General features: G+C 37.1%; 19 protein-coding genes. 4 read left to right on the forward strand and 15 right to left on the reverse strand.

Annotated elements, in window-relative coordinates; translation table 11 throughout:
* Positions 1-79 precede the first annotated feature (79 nt).
* The 6 genes from ACE1ET_RS10930 to ACE1ET_RS10955 form a co-directional block, all read right to left on the reverse strand.
* Positions 80-979: a nucleotidyltransferase family protein gene (locus ACE1ET_RS10930; RefSeq protein ID WP_375728441.1), complete on the reverse strand. Its 900-nt coding sequence runs from the start codon at positions 977-979 to the stop codon at positions 80-82.
* Positions 976-1902, reverse strand: a complete 927-nt coding sequence (locus tag ACE1ET_RS10935) for a PfkB family carbohydrate kinase (RefSeq protein WP_375728442.1) — start codon at positions 1900-1902, stop codon at positions 976-978. The genes ACE1ET_RS10930 and ACE1ET_RS10935 overlap by 4 nt, the downstream gene beginning before the upstream one ends.
* A gap of 1 nt (position 1903) precedes the next feature.
* Positions 1904-2512, reverse strand: a complete 609-nt coding sequence (locus tag ACE1ET_RS10940) for an SIS domain-containing protein (protein ID WP_375728443.1) — start codon at positions 2510-2512, stop codon at positions 1904-1906.
* A 13-nt stretch (positions 2513-2525) separates the two neighbouring features.
* On the reverse strand, positions 2526-3866 hold the full coding sequence (locus ACE1ET_RS10945) for a family 16 glycosylhydrolase (protein WP_375728444.1): 1341 nt from the start codon (positions 3864-3866) through the stop codon (positions 2526-2528).
* Between the two features lie 81 nt (positions 3867-3947).
* Positions 3948-5003, reverse strand: coding sequence for an AMP-binding protein (locus tag ACE1ET_RS10950; RefSeq protein WP_375728445.1), 1056 nt, complete (start codon positions 5001-5003; stop codon positions 3948-3950).
* 16 nt (positions 5004-5019) lie between these two features.
* Positions 5020-5370 (reverse strand): hypothetical protein, encoded by a 351-nt coding sequence (locus ACE1ET_RS10955; RefSeq protein WP_375728446.1) that lies wholly within the window; start codon positions 5368-5370, stop codon positions 5020-5022.
* 234 nt (positions 5371-5604) lie between these two features.
* On the opposite strand from ACE1ET_RS10955, the gene ACE1ET_RS10960 reads away from it, so the two are divergent.
* From ACE1ET_RS10960 to glmS, 3 genes are read left to right on the forward strand one after another with little or no spacing between them, the layout of a single operon-like run.
* Positions 5605-6411 carry a glycogen/starch synthase gene (locus tag ACE1ET_RS10960; RefSeq protein ID WP_375728447.1) on the forward strand — a complete coding sequence of 269 codons (807 nt, stop codon included), beginning with the start codon at positions 5605-5607 and terminating at the stop codon, positions 6409-6411.
* A 59-nt stretch (positions 6412-6470) separates the two neighbouring features.
* Positions 6471-7928, forward strand: a complete 1458-nt coding sequence (locus tag ACE1ET_RS10965) for a DUF4270 family protein (RefSeq protein ID WP_375728448.1) — start codon at positions 6471-6473, stop codon at positions 7926-7928.
* Between the two features lie 11 nt (positions 7929-7939).
* Entirely contained in the window at positions 7940-9781 is a 1842-nt protein-coding gene (gene glmS / locus ACE1ET_RS10970) for a glutamine--fructose-6-phosphate transaminase (isomerizing) (protein WP_375728449.1), read from the forward strand.
* Positions 9782-9836: 55 nt separating this feature from the next.
* Here glmS and arsB read toward each other — a convergent pair whose 3' ends face one another.
* Genes arsB through ACE1ET_RS10995 form a run of 5 tightly spaced genes read right to left on the reverse strand, consistent with a single transcriptional unit; the run spans position 9837 to position 12973 of the window.
* A complete protein-coding gene (arsB, locus tag ACE1ET_RS10975) occupies positions 9837-10868 on the reverse strand; it encodes an ACR3 family arsenite efflux transporter (protein WP_375728450.1) in 1032 nt (343 codons plus the stop codon).
* A complete protein-coding gene (locus ACE1ET_RS10980; protein WP_375728451.1) occupies positions 10869-11294 on the reverse strand; it encodes an arsenate reductase ArsC in 426 nt (141 codons plus the stop codon).
* A gap of 11 nt (positions 11295-11305) precedes the next feature.
* The gene (locus tag ACE1ET_RS10985) at positions 11306-12388 is read right to left on the reverse strand and encodes a permease (RefSeq protein ID WP_375728452.1); all 1083 of its coding nucleotides are present in this window, start codon (positions 12386-12388) and stop codon (positions 11306-11308) included.
* Positions 12388-12633, reverse strand: coding sequence for a thioredoxin family protein (locus tag ACE1ET_RS10990; RefSeq protein WP_375728453.1), 246 nt, complete (start codon positions 12631-12633; stop codon positions 12388-12390). The genes ACE1ET_RS10985 and ACE1ET_RS10990 overlap by 1 nt, the downstream gene beginning before the upstream one ends.
* A 7-nt stretch (positions 12634-12640) precedes the next feature.
* Positions 12641-12973 carry an ArsR/SmtB family transcription factor gene (locus ACE1ET_RS10995; protein WP_375728454.1) on the reverse strand — a complete coding sequence of 111 codons (333 nt, stop codon included), beginning with the start codon at positions 12971-12973 and terminating at the stop codon, positions 12641-12643.
* Between the two features lie 181 nt (positions 12974-13154).
* Here ACE1ET_RS10995 and ACE1ET_RS11000 point away from each other — a divergent pair, with 181 nt between their 5' ends.
* Positions 13155-15713, forward strand: coding sequence for a TlpA family protein disulfide reductase (locus ACE1ET_RS11000; protein ID WP_375728455.1), 2559 nt, complete (start codon positions 13155-13157; stop codon positions 15711-15713).
* Between the two features lie 43 nt (positions 15714-15756).
* On the opposite strand, the gene ACE1ET_RS11005 is transcribed toward ACE1ET_RS11000, so the two are convergent.
* The 4 genes from ACE1ET_RS11005 to ACE1ET_RS11020 all read right to left on the reverse strand — a co-directional run bounded on the left by ACE1ET_RS11005 (position 15757) and on the right by ACE1ET_RS11020 (position 20571).
* Entirely contained in the window at positions 15757-17394 is a 1638-nt protein-coding gene (locus ACE1ET_RS11005) for a prolipoprotein diacylglyceryl transferase (protein WP_375728456.1), read from the reverse strand.
* A gap of 121 nt (positions 17395-17515) precedes the next feature.
* On the reverse strand, positions 17516-17668 hold the full coding sequence (locus tag ACE1ET_RS11010; RefSeq protein WP_375728457.1) for a hypothetical protein: 153 nt from the start codon (positions 17666-17668) through the stop codon (positions 17516-17518).
* A 147-nt stretch (positions 17669-17815) separates the two neighbouring features.
* Positions 17816-18862, reverse strand: coding sequence for a CNNM domain-containing protein (locus ACE1ET_RS11015; protein ID WP_375728458.1), 1047 nt, complete (start codon positions 18860-18862; stop codon positions 17816-17818).
* 236 nt (positions 18863-19098) lie between these two features.
* Positions 19099-20571, reverse strand: a complete 1473-nt coding sequence (locus tag ACE1ET_RS11020; RefSeq protein ID WP_375728459.1) for a sodium:solute symporter family protein — start codon at positions 20569-20571, stop codon at positions 19099-19101.
* Between the last annotated feature and the right edge of the window lie 267 nt (positions 20572-20838).

A 20838-nucleotide genomic window follows, 5' to 3' on the forward strand; every position in this document is an offset into this window, starting at 1 on the left:
TGGATGAACGGAATCCGGTATGTACAAATGAAAGAGGCTGTCAGTTTTTGACAGCCTCTTATTTTTTAATAAGTGATTCTCACCAGAGTTTTGAAGGATATTCACCATCGGCAATCAATTGATTTAATTTAGCCACGGCATCTTCCTTGTCCTCTTTATAGGTTACACCGAACCATTGAGCAGTTGTGCTTAAAACTTTTACTTCTGCTTCTCCTTTGCTGATTAGTGTATTCAGTACGGTTGGCATATAGAATTCTGCCTTTGGATTATCCACATTGGCTTTGATGAATTCATTAAAATATGCTTCGTAATATGTAAAAGCGGAAGGTGTGAATGCCATAAAGTTCATGGATACCGGTTGTTCGGGTGCAAGTTCGTGAATGCTTCCGTTTTCGTCATATACAATTTTACCACTGTCTTTATAGATCTTTGTCCGCTCAACTATATCTGCCAGATTTCCTTTATTATCTACGCTGCATACACCGCGCGATACCGAACCAAAGTCAGATAATGTTTTTTGTACCTCATAACCCAGCAGGAAATATGTTTTCGCTTCGTTGGTTGTGGCCGATAATTCTCTGGCTACGGTTTCAAAGGCATCGCGTCCGTAAAAATCATCAGCATTAATGACCGCAAACGGAGTTTTAACCGCATCTTTTGCAACCAATACAGCATGGCCTGTTCCCCAGGGTTTTGTGCGTTCTGCCGGAACGGATAGTCCTGCCGGTATGATATCCAGTTCCTGATACACATATTCCACATCTATTTTTCCTTCGAATTTACTTCCAAAGTGTGCTTTAAATGCTTCTTCAATGCTTTCGCGGACCACGAAAACCACTTTCCCGAATCCGGCTCTGATGGCATCGAACACTGAATATTCTATAATGGCTTCTTCGTTAGGACCAAAACCGTCAATCTGCTTTAAACCTCCGTATCTGCTACCCATTCCGGCAGCTAAAATTACAAGTGTTGGCTTCATATTTTAGTTTTTAATTTATTCGCAAATTCCACTGAGACATAATTATCATAACTCATACATACCTCGCTGGAAAAAGAAACGGCTATATCAATTATCTTTTTCCACATAACCTGATCCAGCCCGTTAATTGCTTCACGGGTAATGTTATACTTAAACATAGCATAGGCAAAACCAGCATTGAAATTATCGCCTGCGCCAATTGTACTTAATGGTTTTAGTTTCTGAACCGGAAATTTATAGGTTTTGTCTTTTAGTACAACCTTTATGCCTTTTGAACTCATGGTATAAATGAGTGGCTGTTCGTTTTTACAAACATGACGATAGATTTCGTCAGTATTTTCGGTATTTAAAATGTTATAGAAATCTTCATCCGAACCACGAATAATGGTGGCATCAGAGAAGTTTTCAAATATTATTGGCTTTATGGCTTCAAGCTGATGCAAATGCGCACTTCTGAAGTTTGGATCATAATATATAATGCCGTTATGTTCTTTTGCTTTCGTGAGAACACTTTTTACCTGTATTCTTAATGCAGGATTTAATGCAAAGTATGAACCAAACAGAATGAAGTCGCCCGGCTGAACATCCGGAAATTCAGACTGGAGTCGTTCTTTCGGATATTTTTTATAAAATTCGTATTCTGCGTCACTTTTGTCATTCAAAAAAGCCAGTGCAAGGGCTGACTTTCCGTTTTCAAACCGGGTAATGTATTTTGTTTCAACGTTGTTCTGCTCTAAAAACCGTATGATTAAATCTCCTACTTTATCACGTCCGGTTTCACTGATAAATGTGGAAGGAATTCCTGTTCTTGCAATCGAGATAAGGGCGTTAAAAGAAGAGCCGCCTGGTTTAGCGGCAACCGGTTGATCGTTTTTAAAAATGATATCGAGTACGGTTTCGCCGATGGCGATCACTTTGCGCATACTATTTACCTTTTGCCTGTGTTCGTGATTTATCCCCAAGGTAGCCTCCATGGTGACGTTTAGCATAGTCCATGCTGCTGAATTTTATTTTCTCCATCATAAGAACTACCAGGATGTTCCCGATTACGTTCATAACAGTAGTGGAAGTGGTGGGTGAGAGTCCTAACGGACATATTTCGCCGGGATTGCCGGTCCAGATAGTTGCGTTGGCTTCGTTTGCCAGGAAACTATTTTTTTGTCCGGTAATAACAATAATAGGAATGGTGGGAATAAGGTATCTGGCCAGATCGATCAATTCAACAATCTCTCGGGTCTTTCCGGAGTTGGAAATCAAAAGAAGAACGTCATTTTTTTGAAGAAGTCCAAGATCACCATGTTGTGCCTCACTCGGGTGCATAAATGCAGCTGGCGTTCCTGTAGAACTGAAGGTGGTAGCCATATTATGTGCAATTTGTCCGGCTTTCCCCATTCCACTGGTCACAAGTTTTCCTCCTTTTACCTGAACCTGTTCAAAAATAATGTTGATAGCTTCTTCAAACGATGTCTGTAATGGAATATTTTTAACGGCTTCCGATTCAAATTTCAAAAGCTCAGTAATACGGTCAGTCATTATAAATCAATTCTTAAGCGGTCTTTTTATAGACTTTTATCCAATCTACGATAAGTTTACCCGGAGCCGGTTTTTTCTTAGTCTTGTAAACCATGGAAGCCAGTTCAAGAATCATTTCTTCTTTGGGTAATTTTATTTCTGTTCTGAAGACTTCCTTATCGTTTACTTTCCAGATCAACATTTCCTTTTGCCATTCAACAGAAAAAATATGAAAACCTGCATTGGTATTTAATCCCTTTATTCTGGACGTTCTGACTGTATGGCGTTTCCCGTCATACGTACTCAGACCGACCATAGGTTTACCTTTCTGTGAAATTTGTAAAAGCTTAATCTGGATATTGCCTTTGGGTGAAACAAGTTGAACCGAATGTGATACAGGTGCGTGGCTGTCTGTTTTAAGTTTTATCTTAAAAATTCCCTCGTTTTGTTTAAAACTTTTTCCGGTCGAAATCACGCCTGAGGTATAATTCATTTCTCTCTGAAAAAAACCTCGTTCTTTGTCCCATACTCTTGCGGTCGTATTTTCAGCACGTGTGTCTATGGTCATATAATCACGCGAAATCTCTATATTTCTTCCGTTAGAATAGGCCTGTAAATGATTTTCGAGGCTGTAATTCCCTTGTCCAAATTCTGATCCTAAATGAAATTGGGTTTTCCATTTATGGGTATCAAGTTTTTCAGGTGCAAAATCTTCTGCAAACGTAATATCATAAAATTTAAAGAGGTCAAATAAATCGGAATTATGGAATTTGACGTAATTTTTAATGTTTACATCCTGATCCAGATTATGAAAACGTTGTTCCTTTTTTGCCTGTTCGGTGTGGTTCCAACGGTGTACATCTTCACAAAATGCCTTGTATTCTTTAAACTTGTCTGATTCTACCTCTTCTTTTAGTTTCAGATATTGGTTTAAAGTACCTGAACCTTCAATTTTTTTAAAACTTTTATAAACTTTTGAATTCTCAAATTTAAAGTAGCGTTCAAGATCAGCAGATGCTTTCCTTTTTTTCTTGTCAGTTATATCCCTATAGGCATCTGTTTTTCTAAATTCAAGGTACGATTTTAACTCATCTGAATCTTTAAGTTCAAAATAAGCTTTTAAATCTTTATTTTTAGTTAACTTGTTAAATTCTTTAAGCCTGGAATATTCTTTGGTTGATTTCCATTTTAAACCAGTAACACGATGTTTTTCGTTTACAAATTCCGGAGAAGAGACTTCATCTTTTAATTCCAGATATTCCTTTAGATCTTCTGAATTAGCTGTTGCCAGTACTTCCTGGTAAAGACGCTTGTGTTCCGCATCCTGTTTTTCAATCTTCTCTGTGTCGGGAAATTTATTTCCAAAAAGGCCCATGTTTATAAATTTTTACAGACTCTTGCCAAAAATACTAAAAATATTAACAGCAATGAATGATAATGTAGAATTAATTTTAAATTAAAGTGAGTGGTCTCTAATTACTTTCCCACTTTCAGAGAAACGTATTTTTTCAACTTTTATGATTTCACGTGGTCTTTCAAACACATCAAGCGTAGATTCAATCTTCTTCTTAAGTTGTCTGTAGGTTTCGGAATTTCGTTTTTCAATAATTATAACCAGCTTTTCGCCAAGATTTTTGTCTGGTTTTCTGCTGATATAGAATGGGAAAGGGATTAAATCTTTTAATTTTGATTCAATATCCTCTGGAAATACTTTTACCCCGCCAGTGTTTATTACAAAATCAAATCGGCCTTTCCAGTAAAAATGATTATCATCAACCAGGTCAACGATGTCGTTAGTCACTATTGGGGAATCTGATACATGAGGTGCATGGATTAAGAGACAATTTCTGTGGTCGATACTGAAAGTAACGCCTGGGATGGCCGCATATGGATGAATAATTTCTGTATGGTTGAGTGGTCTTAATGCGATGTGACTTGCTGTTTCTGTCATTCCATATGACTGGTAAATCCTTGTATCGAACTCATTCAGCATATCGTGGGTGGAATTATCCAATGGAGCACCGCCGATAAGTATTACCTCGGTCTTCTTTAAATAATCCGGCGTTTCAATGGATTTTTTTAATTGCATAGGTGTCATGGCAACAAAATCAATCTTTTCATCCAGCCTTGCTAAAGGATTACTGTCAGGTTTCTGAATTATAAGGTTCATGCCACTCGCAATGGCCCGGATCAACATCAGTTTTCCTGCAATATAATTGACAGGCAAACAAAGGAGTGCGGTACTTTTTCCTGTAAGTTTAAAAATTGAACAGGTTTTTAAAGCCGAAGCAAATACTATTGATTTATGCAGTTCAATGGTTGAAGGTGATCCGGTGGATCCGGATGTATTGACATAGATTACGTCATTCTGACTATACCATTCCTTTAAGAAGTTATACACTTCAGTACTGAAAGTGTCCGATTTAAAAATGCCGGAAGGTGCAGATCCGGTAAAATATGCCGGATCATACCAGTTGTTGTTTATTTTTATCTGATTTAAAGGGTTTGGCATAACGAAACAGAATTAATTATTTGTTTCTTTCCATAACAAAAATACCGCAGGTTCCTTCCTGATCAATACTACTACCAATAATCTTCCCTTCACTGTTTATATTTCCTTCCCAGTTGTCAAGTGAGTATTCTGTACGGAAATCTCCTCCGTTCAAAATTTTATAAGATGTTCCTTTCAGAACAATTTTCCTATCCAGCACAATGCCGGCAAGTTTTTGAATCAGGTGCAGAGGGGACTGACCTTTAATGTTTTCGGTCATTTCAATTTCACCCCAAAGCTTATTGTCTTCCTGAAAAAGCTTTGCTTCTCCATTGCAGACTCCTGTTTCGAATTCTTCTTTAAAGAACCATTTCCCGGAAATATCCATACTAATTGTTTTAGCAGAATCCAAATATAATGTTATTCTTAATCGGAATTGTCAAAAATATGTGAATTAATAATTAAGTAATGGGATGACAACATAGTTTAACATTTTACATGAATTGTTAATTATATTCAAATCCCTTTTAGAATCAGCAATTTGATTCTGTGGCATGTTAATGTTAAATTGAATTAATAGAATATTTTTAGTAATTTTGTGCGATCTTTTCAACAACAAAGTATGGAAGCAAAAAAGGTTCTATTTATTTTTCAGGAAATTACTCCCTATGTGCCCGAGTCAGAATTATCAGTAATTGGTAGGAATTTACCGCAAGGTATTCAGGAAGCAGGAAAAGAGATTCGGACATTTATGCCACGTTATGGATTGATTAATGAAAGACGAAATCAGTTGCACGAAGTAATTCGTTTATCCGGGATGAACCTGATAATAGATGATACCGATCATCCATTGATTATAAAGGTAGCTTCCATTCAGGCTGTTAGACTACAGGTGTATTTTATTGATAATGAGGATTTTTTTCAGCGCAAAGCCATTGTTTCTGATGATGAAGGGAAGGAATTCGAAGATAATGACGAACGTGCCATATTTTTTGCACGGGGAGTGCTTGAGACGGTAAAAAAACTAAGATGGTCACCGGATATCATTCATTGTCATGGCTGGATGTCGGCTTTGGTGCCTTTATATATTAAGAAGTCTTATCATGATGATCCGTTCTTTCAGCATTCCAAAATGGTATATTCGATATATGATAATCCATTTGAGAATACTTTCAGAGAATTGTTTAAAGAAAAGATTTTAATGCCTGGTGTAACACCGGAGGATTTAAGTCTGGTTGAAAAACCTGACTATGAAAACCTGAATAAGCTGGCAATTCATTATTCTGATGCTGTAATTCAGGGAAGTGAAAACATAAATAAGAATGTAAAAAAATTCATTGATACTGAAAATAAGAAATTCCTTGGTTATCAGTCACCTGAGTCCTATATTCAGGCTTATGATAGTTTTTACGATGAAATTTTAAGTTAAATTAACGCCTTTTAGTGTATAGAAACCCGTATATAAACGTTATTCCCGAAAAAATATATATGAATTTTAAACCCTTACTGTTAGTATTAATTGTTATTGCTACTATTACAGGTTGTACCCAGGATCAAAACATCATTGGTGGTTCCATAAGTCCGCTTAAAGATAAAATCAATGTAGCGTATGTAGATTCAATTCCTTTTAAAGCATTTAGTTTTAAACCTGCCGCACATACAATGAGAACTGATGGTGGAATCAAGGGGAATGACTATTTTATGTTAGGAGGCTATACAACGGAACTTCAGGAAGCCGCTAGTGTAAAAGGAGATATTGCCATGGAATTTTGGTACGATCAACTTGATATGAAGCAGTCCAGTCCTGATAGTGTGTTGGTGTTGGATAGTGTGTTGTTGGTTTTATTACAAAACGGTTATTATGGTGATTCAACGGCACTGCATTATTTTGAGGTTTATGAACTGAACAAACTTTTGTCAAACAGTGAGGACTACTTTTCGGATGAGAATCCGGCAGATTATTATTCTGAAGATGATAAGATAGGTGAAAAACAAACCCAGACCATTGACTTTACCATTCCTGATAGTGTTAGATGGGCAAACGGATATATTCACCATATTTCAATACCGCTATCTAAATCAATTGGTCAGAAGATTATTGATAATTATGACGATGTATATAATAATGTTGATAAGTTCAGGGATTTGTTCAAAGGGGTTTATATAAAAACTACCTTTAGTACAAAGGCCATGATGTATATTTATCCGTATTTGAGTACTACCTCTACAACAATTAGCTATACTGACTTTAGTGCTTTGAACCTGGTTTACCATTATAATCCTGCACATAGGGCAATTATCGGCGAAGATACCGTGATTACATATCCTGAAAGGGATACTTCTTTTTATTTTGTTCAGAGTATTGTGGTTAATAATCAATGTCCCCGGTTTAATGTGATCCGAAAAGATTATGGGAACTATGATTTCTCCTATAATGAAAATACGTTACAACCAAGTGTATTGTATGTTCAGGGACTTAATATCTCTAAAGTCAGACTTAGGTTTCCTTCGGTATATGATTTGGATGCTTTTAAACCCCTTGCAGGTGAAGATAGTGCAAGAATTGCCATAAACAGCGCGAAACTGACCTTAAATGTTGATAAAAACATTCAGGATCAGGGTCAATATATGGCACCGTATCAACTGTATTTAAGAAGGGACACACTTGGAAGGGATACTATCGGGAACGTTACCTATATTCCGGATCAGGCCGTATATGTATCACAAAATGCGACTTATACGTATGGCATTCGAACTGATTCATATACTTATGTTTTTAATATTGCTGAATATATACAAGATATTCTGGACAGGAAAGAAGAAAATCCGGATGACTTGATCCTTTCAGTAGCTGGAAACAGAAATAATCCAGGATTCGCGTTTTTGAAAGGTTTAACAAATGCGAATGACAATTTAAAACTGGAAATTGTATATACAAGATACTAAACCTTGGTTTTATGTGTGGAATAGTTGGTTATATAGGAGAAAAGGATGCTTGCCCTATTTTGATAAACGGACTTAAAAGATTGGAATACAGGGGGTATGATTCGGCAGGGATTGCTTTGTATAATAAAGAAAATATTGGTGTATTCAAGAAAAAAGGTAAGGTTTCAGCACTCGAAGAAGCCTTGCAGGGAAAGGATACAGAAGGTACAATTGGGATAGGTCATACGCGTTGGGCGACTCATGGAGAGCCGAATGATATAAATGCACATCCACATATTTCAATGCATGGAAAATTTGTACTTATTCATAACGGAATCATTGAAAACTATAATACACTTAAAACATTTCTTCTATCAAAAGGCTATAAATTCAAAAGTGAGACAGATACAGAAGTTCTGGTAAACTGGATTGAATATGTGTATATGAGCGAGGACATATCTGCTGAGAAAGCGATAAGATCTGCTCTTGCTAAAGTAATCGGTGCTTTTGGATTGGTTATTATTTGTAAAGAAGAAGGGGATAAGTTGATTGCTACCAGAAGAGGTAGTCCGCTTGTTGTTGGTGTTGGTGATAATGAATATTTTCTGGCATCAGATGCAACACCTATTATTGAATACACCAAACGTGTAATGTATCTGGATGATGATGATATCGTAATCTTAACCAATGATTCCTTACAATTAAAAAATATTCATGGAAATGGGAATATGACTCCTTTGATCCATAAACTGGATATGGATGTTAATGATATTGACAAAGGAGGATTTGACCATTTCATGTTAAAGGAGATATTTGAACAGCCAACAGCTGTTCTCGATACTATTCGGGGACGTGTAGCTGCTGATGGAAGTTCGGTACGCCTGGGCGGAATCAGGGAGGTGATGCCGAAACTTGAAAAGGCAAACCGCTTAATCATAATTGCCTGTGGAACATCATGGCATGCCGGTTTGGTTGGAGAATATTTATTTGAAAAATACGCCAAACTTCCTGTGGAGGTGGAGTATGCTTCAGAATTCAGGTATCGTGAACCAATTATAACGGAAGATGATGTTGTGCTGGCTATCACGCAAAGTGGTGAGACCGCTGATACGTTAGCGGCAATTCGTATGGCTAAGAAAGCTGGCGCCACTGTCCTTGGTATTTGTAACGTAGTTGGTTCAAGTATATCACGTGAGACAGATGCCGGGGTTTATACTTACGCCGGACCGGAAATTGGTGTAGCCTCAACAAAAGCATTTACGAGTCAGATTACCGTGCTTACAATGATGACACTGATGCTGGCACAACGTAAAGGCACTATTGATGAAGATACATTTCAGGCAATGGCACTTGGCTTAAGGAATATGCCGGATAAGATTCGTTTGTTGCTGAAGCAGAACGATCATATAAAAGAACTTGCAGAAAAGTATGCCGAAGCGACTAATTCACTTTATTTAGGACGTGGAATTCAATTCCCAGTAGCATTGGAAGGTGCCTTAAAACTGAAGGAAATATCCTATATTCATGCAGAGGGATATCCAGCGGCAGAAATGAAACATGGTCCGATTGCATTGATAGATGAGAAACTTCCGGTCGTTTTTGTCGCGGCAAAGGATGTAAATTATGAAAAAGTTGTCAGTAATATTCAGGAAGTAATTGCAAGAAAAGGAATTGTTATTGCGGTAGTTACAGAAGATGATGAGCAGATAAAACATTTAGCTACCCATGTGATAGAAGTTCCTGAAACACATGATGCCTTAACGCCTTTATTGTCTGTTATTCCGTTGCAATTATTTTCATATCATATAGCTGTAAAACTGGGTAGAAATGTGGATCAACCCAGAAACCTGGCTAAATCGGTTACAGTAGAATAAAAATGATAAAATATATTCTTAAAGGGGATTGATTTTTAGTTAAACAATCCCTTTTTTAATATCTCCATTTATTGGCAAGTGCAACAAGTGAAAGCATAACCGGCACCTCAACCAAAACACCCACAACGGTTACAAGGGCAGCAGGCGATTGCAGACCAAACAATGCAATAGCAACGGCTACGGCCAGTTCAAAAAAGTTGCTGGCGCCAATCATGGCAGCCGGCGAACATATGGCATGAGGCAATTTTAAAAAGCGTCCAGCAAACCATGCTATAAAAAATATGAAATAGGTTTGAATAACCAGTGGTACAGCTACAAGCAGAATTATTAACGGTTTTTGTGTAATTGTAGATCCCTGAAATGCAAATAACAGGATCAGGGTAACTAACAATGCGATAATGGAAACGGGTTTGAATTTCGGAAGGAAACTGGATGTAAACCAGGCCTCGCTTTTCTTTCGTATCAGAACCTTATGGGTGAGATAGCCTGCAAGAAGTGGAATGACCACGAAAATAATAATACTTGCAACGAGTGTATTGTAGGGTATTGTAATATTGGTGATCCCTAAAAGTAATCCAACGATAGGTACAAAGGCGATCAGGATGATCAGATCATTTACAGAAACCTGTACCAGTGTATAGTTGGGATCACCGTTGGTAAGATAACTCCAAACGAAGACCATTGCTGTACAGGGCGCTGCACCAAGCAGTATGGCTCCGGCAATATATTCACCTGCCATTTCCGGGGAAATAATAGCAGAATAAATCTTGGAGAAAAAGATCCATGCGAAGAATGCCATCGAAAAAGGTTTGATCAGCCAGTTTATGACCAGTGTAAGAATCAAGCCCCGGGGTCTTTTTCGCACATCTTTCAGGCTCGAAAAGTCCACCTGCAACATCATCGGGTAGATCATAAGCCATACCAGGATGGCAACCGGCAGATTGACGTTGAAGATTTCCAGCTCACTCAGAAATTTTATGGTATCACCGGTGAAATGCCCTATGGCAATTCCGGTTGCAATACACAGAGCGACCCAAAGTGTCAGGTATTTTTCAAAGAAACCTATTCTTCTTTCAGATGATTCCATTTAACGTTGTGGTTTTATCTCATTGATATAGAGATTATAAAATGCTTCCTTAATTTCATCTCTGACCCTGATGAATTCACTCCAAATAAATTCATCTGTACCGGTGGCATGTGATGGGTCATCAAACCCGATATGTAAACGGTGTTTAACCTTGCCTAAAAAAGCCGGACAGGTTTCATTGGCCCCGCCGCATACAGTTATCACATAATCCCATTCGTCATTCAGATATTTATCAACTGAATCAGAAGTATGGTGACTGATGTCAATACCTGCCTTTTTCATGACTTCTACAGCTTTGCTACTTAATTTACCCGAAGCGTTGGTGCCGGCAGAGCACACTGTTAATCCGGGATCAAAAGATTGAAGAAAACCATGTGCCATCTGACTACGGCAGCTGTTTCCTGTGCATAAGATTAAAATTTTCATATGTGTTATATTTATAATATCAAGTTAAAAATGAAGCCTACCAGCATAATCCCTGTGGCAACAATACCTATGAAAATGGCGATGAATTGCCATTTCAAAACTTTTTTAAGGATTACCATTTCAGGAAATGACAGTGCAATAACGGACATCATAAATGCCAGTGCAGTTCCCATGGAAACGCCTTTTTCTATCAGTACACTGACAATAGGAATAATGCCTGCAGCATTAGAATATAGCGGGACGCCAACCAGAATAGCTAATGGTACGGAATACCAGTTTTGTGCTCCCAGGATATTTGCCATAAGATCATCGGGAACGTAACCATGAACTCCGGCTCCAACCGCAATTCCTATCAAAATGTAAACCCATATTTTTTTTATGATTTCTTTTACCAGGTTATATCCGGCATTGAGCCTGTCGCTTAACTGAAGCTTTCTGTTATCTATGGTTTGCTGCTGACCTTTAATCTGAAAAACCCAGTCGGCAACATAGCGTTTCATGCCAAGCTTTTCAATTATAAATCCCGAAACTATCGCTATGATAAGTCCGGTTCCGACATATATGGCTGCAATTTTCCATCCAAATAAACCACCCAGCAATACAAGTGCTACTTCATTGATCATTGGAGCCGCAATTAAAAAGGAAAAGGTTACGCCAATGGGAATGCCAGCTTCAATAAATCCGATAAAAAGTGGAATGGCAGAACAGGAACAGAATGGTGTAAAGATACCAAGAACGGAGGCAAAAATGTTTCCGGCAAACAGCGGCTTTCCTTCCAGTGCTTTTCGTGTTTTTTCCGGTGAAAACCAGGATTGTATAAATCCTACTACAAATACCACCATGGCAAGCAGTAGCAGGATTTTGGGGGCTTCGTAAATAAAAAACCGGATAGCAGACGTATAAAACCTGTTTGGGTTCATTCCAATGATCTCATACAGGGAATAGTCGCAGATGTAAACGAACAGGTTTGTTTGTCCTGAGCAACATTCCGGGTATTTTAACATCAACGGAGTGTAGTCAATAAAAGGCAGTTTTGTAAAGAAAACCACCCAAAGCAACAATAAGGAAAAGAAGAATAGAAGACGTTTATACATCAGTTTCTATGTTTGCTTTGCAGTATTTGAATAATTTCGTTTACGGATGGTACATTTCCTTTGGTTACAATTTCACCATTTACAACCAGAACAGGCGTTGTCATAACGCCATATTGCATAATCTCAACAATATCTTCTACCTTAGTAACGGTAGCATCAATGCCTGACTGTCTCACGGCTTCCCTTGTAACGTTGGCGAGCATATTACATTTTTTGCAGCCGGTACCTAATACTTTAATATCCATTTTGTTTTTATTTTTCGGTTGAACACGAATCGTTTGTCTGTATCTCTTTATTAAATAAAGTTTCTATCAATTGTCTGGCATCATGCCATGCTGTTTTATTCAGACAGTATTTTATTTTAGGTGCTTCAATTTCGCCCTGTATAAGCCCGGCTTCTTTCAGTTCCTTCAAATGCTGTGACAAAGTCGATTTGGCAATTGGAAGTTCATCACTTAAATCACCACTGTAACAACAGGCCTGTTTCGAGAGCAATTCAAGTATATATATCCTTACCGGATGACTTAATGCCTTGGCATATCTTGCTGTCTGTGTCTGCTCTTCTGTGAAAATTGATACTTTCATTTCGTATTTCGTAAAATTACGAACAAATATAGAAGTTTTATTTTTATTACAAAATATCAAGCGTAAAATACCTTAACTATTTTTTAAGCCGTTAATAATTAATATATTTGATGAATGTACTAATCTGCTTCTGAGCATTTTACATAAATAACCTGAATGTTTATTCTAAAACCCCAAAATCATGAAACGAATTCTTCCGTTATTATTTATTGTTTTAATTTCTTTTCCTGTGTTTGCACAGGTTGTTGTTAATGATCCTGTGGTTGGTTTGTCCACAGTAAAGGATTTGTCTGTTCGAAAAATTACACTTACAAAAGATAGTACTGTTATAGACTTTTCTTTTCAAACCTATAAGGGAAGAGGGTGGTATGCAATTCCGCGTAAAACCTACATCCAACCTGTTGGAAGTGATGAAAAACTATTCCTGATCAATAGTATCGGAATAGAAGTGTCTAAACAAAATACACAGGATAAAACGGAAAAGGTAACCTATTCACTTGTTTTTCCAGCTCTTGATAAGTCAGTAAAGGCATTTGATTATGGTGAAGCCAATGAAAGTGGAAGCTGGTTTATTTATGATATTCGTTTGGAAGATAGAAAAAATGTCTTTCCACTGCCTGAGGCGCTTTATGGTGACTGGTTCGACTCTGAGAGCCATTTGTGGAATATTGGCTTTTATAATAATATAGTAATTTATAAAAGTAAAGTTTGGGATTATGGTCCCCTTAACCTGAAAAAGAAAAAAGGAGAGCTCGTTTTAAAAGCGAAAGATGATTCAGAGCAAAAAATCTTTTACAGGTTAACTAAAGAGGGACTATATATAGGAGAATCGGTAATGGATATGAATGTACTGGTGCGAGAAAATGTCCTTGCAGAAAAACGCCAGCCTACGGATAACAAGCCATTTGACGAACCTCTGTTTAAAATTGACACGGTAACTTACAGTGGTGTAATATTGAATTATACACCACGAATTGGTAGAAGAACTTTCATGATTTATCACAATAATGTTATTTTAGGTGATCAGGTTTCATATACTGTGACCATCCAGGAAGATGGTACATTCAGCAAGAAAATACCCGTGTATTGTCCAACGGAATTAATGTTGAATAATAGTTTTGTTAGGGAGAACAGGAAAATTTTTATTGAACCTGGAAAATCACTTTTTCACGCAATTGGCACGGCTTCTGATAAGGCAGAATACATGGGAGAACTGGCCAGGGTAAATAGTGATATTGATCTGTTCTATGATGTTCATGGATGGAATAATTACGAGATGCGGGATACCATATTAAAAATTACGCCCGAGCAATACAAAGTGTATATACAAAACGTAAGGAATAAAGATTTAAAGAAATTTGAAACTATATCAAAACAATACAATACATGCCTGAAAGCCAACATGGTTGAGAAAAGAGACATTGATCAAAGCTATCTTGGGAGAATGATTTTTTATGATAATTATTATGAGTCGGCATATAGGGAGAAAAATAATATACCGCGTTCACAACGTCAGTTGAACCTTGACAACTTGCCTTTGCCAGCCGGATATTTTGATTTTCTTACAGATGAAATCCTGAATGATAAATTCGGACCAATGACATTCGAGTATTATTTTTTCATTAACAGAGTGATGTATTGTGATTTAATTCCTCCGGTATGGATTTCAACGAATTATTCTGAATGTATCAATGATTTGATTGAAGATAGTGGGACATTTACTGACAATGAGAAAAAGATAATTCAATTTATTAAAAACAGAGAAAAAGCTGATAATTTGCCGGAGGTTAAAACGTACAGGAGTATTCCTCCCCAAAAATGGACGGAGATGATAGAAAGATACAAAGATACATTGGCAGTTCCAGAAAAAGACGAGATTTACTTTACTAATATTGTGGAGAAGTTGAAAAAAAATAGAATAGAACCTTCTCCTGAGGATCAGGAATTAATTGATATTTATAACAGATATAAAGAATGTGAACCCCTTAGAGTGGTATCTACATTTTTTATGGAAAACAGAGATTCAGTTATGGCCTTTCAAAAAAAGCTTGAGCCGTATGGTAAATATTATATAACAAGGGATAGAAATACTTTACGGAATGAGGCTATTAAGGAGCATCTTGGCATTGAAAAGGGATTAACTAATGACATTATGTATTCTCAGGATGTTTTGCGTAATGTAGTATCACAGATGACGCCTTTAACTGTAAGAGAGCTTAAAAAGATTCAAGGTGATATAAATAATGACTTTATCTCAGATTACATTGCTTATTCCAATGAGGCAACCCTTCGGAAAATTGAGTCGCAAAAAAATAAATCCGGTTTTGTTGTTAACGATGTGCCGGAAACAGAGGGCGACAAATTGTTTGAAGCCATTATGAAAAAGTACAGAGGAAAAGCAGTTTATGTTGATTTCTGGGCTACCTGGTGCGGGCCTTGCCGATCAGGCATTGAAAGGATCAAGCCACTAAAGGAAGAAATAGATACATCTAAAGTGGCATTTGTGTATATTACCGGTCCCTCTTCACCTGAAAATACGTGGAATAATATGATTCCTGACATAAAGGGTGAACATTACCGGGTTTCAAAAGATGAGTGGAATTATTTGTGCGGTAAATTCGAAATATCCGGTATTCCGCATTATGTGTTTGTAGGTAAAGATGGTGAGGTAATTAATCCTCATTTACCACATTTGCCAAACAGCCAGATTAAAGCATTAATTGAAAAGGAGACAGAATAATAAATAAAAAACCTGCTTTTGTACTAAGCAGGTTTTTTTATGTTTACTTTTCATAAAATGTATAGTGAATTCTCAGAGCCAACTGATAATTGGTTGCTGTGCTGTATGCCAGAAACGGATCCAAACTGAAATTATCATTCAGCATAAATTTAGGATTCAGATAAAATCCAGCCTCACTGATACCAAGACGCACATAATTTCCCGGATGATTTCGGAGTCCTATTCCAATTCCAGCCTGAAAGGCCGGCAACTCACCGGGTAAATAGTCTGCATAGTGGGCATCTGCAAAAAAGACATTTTCTGGTCCAATTCTTAGTGCCAGAGATGGTATGATTCCTGAGCTTTTATATTCAGTTTCCAGATAGCTTAGATTTATTCCCAGCTTACCACCAATGAATCTACTGTCCCATTTCACATAGGGGGTAAAACCCAAATAGTTTGCATAGTCATAATTAATTGTATAAAGCTGACTACCAAAAGAAAACTTTTTATCTTTTTTGTATTCGTTCGTATATTCAAGATTCATCCCAAAGGCGCTATATTCATTGACGTCACCACAGATTTCTTCCTCCAGTCCATAATTGCCTCCTGCACCAATTGTAAAATATTTTTTGGAAGTAAAGACAGAATCCAGGGGAGTACTTAATGTTTGAGACATAAATAAAAATGCCATGAATACCATAAGAGATGGAAGTGCATAAGCAACCTTTATTTTAAGCGCTTGAACTACGTTCATAGAAGTGATAAAAAGTGCAGCATAGCTAAATAACTGAAGGAATACCAGTTCAGTAAAAGTGAGCCAGTTTGACACATAAATTAAAAGGAGCAATAAACCAGAGAGCACAAAAATATACCTGTTGATATCAGTGACCAATCTCTCAGATTCCTTATTGCCTTTTCTGTATTTCTCTGCAATGAAAACAAACCCTGTTGACAGGATAAATAATATAATAGAAATTACCTGTGCCTTTTGTAATCCTAAAATTCCGGTTTGGCCAGGTCGTATGAATTCTTCAAAGAACCGGAATATGCCATATAGAATAATGGATAAAAAGAATAAGCTACTCTCATGTTTTAATATTCTTTTTTTGTAAAAGGAATACAATATAAAAAGTATTAATACGCAATATATTATCTCATACAACGGAACCGGATGGACCGGAAGTGAGACAGTTTGGTTTGATTGGATCAGACCGGAAAATAGCTGGGAATTATATGCCAAGGAACCTTTAGCGTATGAGATACCTAAGACAGAATGTGTAACACTGCCATAACAGCAACCACCTGTCAGGCAGCCAAGTCTAGTAACGATTAAGCCAACAGGCCACGCAAAAGCGAAGGCCGTACCAACCGGATATTTGAATTTTAAAAGATATCGGGTCAGATAAAACCCTATAACTCCAAAAATAAGATATCCTAGAATGGTCTTGTTTCTGGTTTCGGGAATCTGATGGGTTTTTAAAATGTTCAACCATTCATCAAAACCAAAGGAAAAAAGTTTGCCGCCAAGGATTGAAAATAAAAAAGTGGAAAATAAAAGTAATATTAGCGGAGTCAGCGGAATTTTTTTACGAAGACCGTATGCAGTAATTATTACAACAACTGTTACCAGTGCCAATAAGTAAAACAGTAAATGTTGATTTCCCTGATTATCAGGATTTATGGTAAGCCAACTGTTCATAAGGCATAAATAAATTAATTATTTAATGCAAGTAAAGTGAAGGTGGTTAATAGTTATAAAGTTAGCAATTTTTAATTTAAGTTGAACTGTTGACCGCTTAAAGCTTCAGAGATTCCTCGCTTCACCCGGAATGACAGGTATATAATAGCGTTCGATCCGGTGGATGGGTTGGTTTGCGAATCATTCGCAAACCAACCCATCCACCAGCCCTCAATGAACCTGTCTGGCTGTCATCCTGAGCGTAATAAAATGAAGCGAAGAATCTGTATTTCATATTTATTTTTGACCGGACAACAGTGATTAAGTTATAAAAGGAAATGAATTTGTAATGAAATAAACCTCCGATAAAGTGATATATAATTCAAAACTAAAATAGTGTCATCCCTGAATTAGTTGAAGGTAATTTTTGCGATTAAGACTTTCATTTATTATGCTTGTTTCTCAGACTCTTAATTCTTTTCCATCGTTCTTTTGCGAATTTCTGCATATCGTTTATTTCATCTTTTTCATCTATGATCTCAAATCCTAAAAGGGATTCTATGATATCCTCCATTGTAATGATACCCTCTGTGCCACCAAATTCATCTACAACCAGGGCAAGATGTTCTTTACGCCCAAGAAGGATATCCCAGGCGTTAATCAATGCCATGGATTCAGGTACGATGGTTATCTCCCTTCGAATATCTTTGAGAGCCAGTTTTGTCTCACCTTCGGCTATTTTTTCAAATACGTTCTGACGAAATACATAACCAGTAATATTCTCTATATTTTTGGAATAAACGGGAATGCGGGAAAACCTGTATTCTTCGCGTTTATCAAAAAATGCGGATAATGACATGTTTTCATTGGCAGAGGTCAGAACAACACGGGGAGTTCTTACCTCGCTTACCTTCATATTTTTAAGATGGATAAGATTCTGCAGTATTTTACTTTCAGTATCTGTAAATATGCCTTCCTGATTACCAATAACGGCAAGTGCTGATATTTCATCCCTACTGATGGTTTGGGATTTTTTTGTTTTTGAAATCAACTTTGTAAGTAAAGCCGAAAAGAGAACTAACGGATAAGTTGTAAATATCATTCCCTGTATGATATGTGCAGATGGTTTGGCCAGACTTCTCCAGTAGGTGGCTCCGATGGTTTTCGGAATAATTTCACTGAAAATGAGTATAAGTATTGTTAGTATCGCAGAGATAAGCCCAAAGTAAGTTTCTCCAAAGATGGCAGTTGCCTGCGCTCCAACGCCGGCAGCCCCTACTGTATGAGCAACGGTGTTAAGTGAGAGAATGGCAGAAAGAGGTCGGTCGATGTTATCCTTCTGTTTGAGAAATAACTGAGCAAATGCTTTTCCTTCTTTTGCCTTAACATTAATATGCGACAAGGGGGTTGACAACAGTACCGCTTCCATAACAGAACAGGTTGCGGAAATGAACAGTGCCAGAAACAGATAGAATAATAACAGGACCATTTGTGCTAATTTATTTGATTTATAATTCTATATATTTTGAGAATTTGAATGCTTAAAACATACAATGCCATAATATATTAATTTTTTATTCAATTTGTTTGTTTAAACTCAATCCATTAAGACTGATGCTTTACGCTGTTCAAGGTCTGTAAGTACTTATTGTTCAAACCGCTGGTCTGTAGTCAACAAAAGTCTGGGAGCTAAAAATAAATTATCCTCACAAGTTTTACATTAATCTATTTTTTAGTGGACTCATCTATTATAGGTTTTGTTGCATTACCATTATTTGAGTTGAATTGTTGAACCGTTATGAACACTATGGTGGATATCGCAATACCGAAAAAGTTAGCGTCAAGGCCTAAAGGTAATTTCAGGTCCCACACAATAAGCATCAATGTGGTAAATCCTCCGGTTACCATGCTCCAGAATGCCGCAGAAGTTGATGGTTTTTGTAGAATCAGTATTGCAAGAACGGGAATAAACAGACCTGATACCATAAACGCATAAGAGTATAGCATAAGTTCAAGTACATTCTGCATGGTAGTAGCAAGTAGAATAGCAACAGTGCCTATAATCAGTGTAATTAACTGGGAGCGTTTAATATTATTTTTAGTATGCTTTATTGAAAACGCTCCTATAATATCGGTTTGAAGATTACCTGAGGCTGCCATCAGGCAGCTGTCAGCAGTTGACATGATAGCTGAAAAATAAGCAGACATCATCAGTCCCATGAGTCCAACCGGTAAAATGTGGGCCAGAAATAAAGGCAGACCCAGTTCAGGGTCGGGTTCATTACCTGGTGCATAACCAAAGGTTGAAAATAAACCTTGTTCAAATGCTACACGGGCAAATAATCCCAGGATCACTCCCATAAAAGCCATAACAGGCCACTCAAATAATCCTGCAATTCTCCATGCTCTTTTTGCTGTTTTTTCGTCTTTACAGGCATATATGCGTTGGTAAAGTGTCATGCCTACAAACCAGATGGGAACAATGGTAATGAGCCAGTTGAAAAATTGCATAAATGTGATGTTGGTCAATGAAAAAAGATGATCCGGAATATTGTTTTGAATAGCCTGCCATCCTCCAAGTCTGTAATAACCGTAGGGAATACCTATCAAAAATAAACCTGAAATCAGGATGATCCACTGAATGGTATCGGTGTAAATTACGGCCTTAATACCTCCCATTACAGTGTATAATGCAGCTATTATTCCCATTATTAGTACAGCATCAATTATAGTTATAGCAGGAAATGTAGCAGTAGCCAGTTTTGCACCGGCTAAAATCTGGGAGCTTGTAAAGCCGATATATCCAATTAGTGAAATAACTCCCGCAAGAACAGCCACCGGTTTATTATAATAATGTTTTAAAGCTTCAGGGAAGCTTAGTAAATTGTATTTTCGTGCAACAGGGTATATTTTAGGAATGAGGAGTGCGGCGCTAAGCCATGCTCCCAGAAGTCCGGTAAACAGCATCCAGCTTCCAGATAGTCCTATCGTAAAACCAAGACCTCCAAGTCCAATGGAAAAACCACCACCAACATCAGTAGCCACAACAGATAAGCCTACATGTCTGGCAGTCATTCTACGGCCACCTACATAATAATCTTCATCAGAACTGTTTCTTTTTAAAAAATAAAAGCCAACTCCCAGCATTGCTGCCAGATAAAGGATAAATATCAATGCGTCAATCCAGTGTATTTCCAAAACATGTCATTTTTACGTGGTGTCATTATAACATTTTATATGTATTTACCAAATGTTGACTGATGATATATTAAGGCAGATTACATAGGTTTAGTACATTTAGGTTTGGATCAACAGTCCTTTGCAGTTCAGGTAAAACTTCAGATTAAAACAGAGGTTTTTAATTATCATTGTCGGTTTTATATTGATGTGTTGTGGTGGTATGCCACTTATACAATAAATGTTATAGCATTGGTTAATTAAAAATTAAATTTGACAAGGATTTTT

The sequence above is a fragment of the Quyinboa mangrovi genome, from assembly GCF_042219825.1.
GTDB lineage: Bacteria > Bacteroidota > Bacteroidia > Bacteroidales > UBA5342 > JBHJHP01.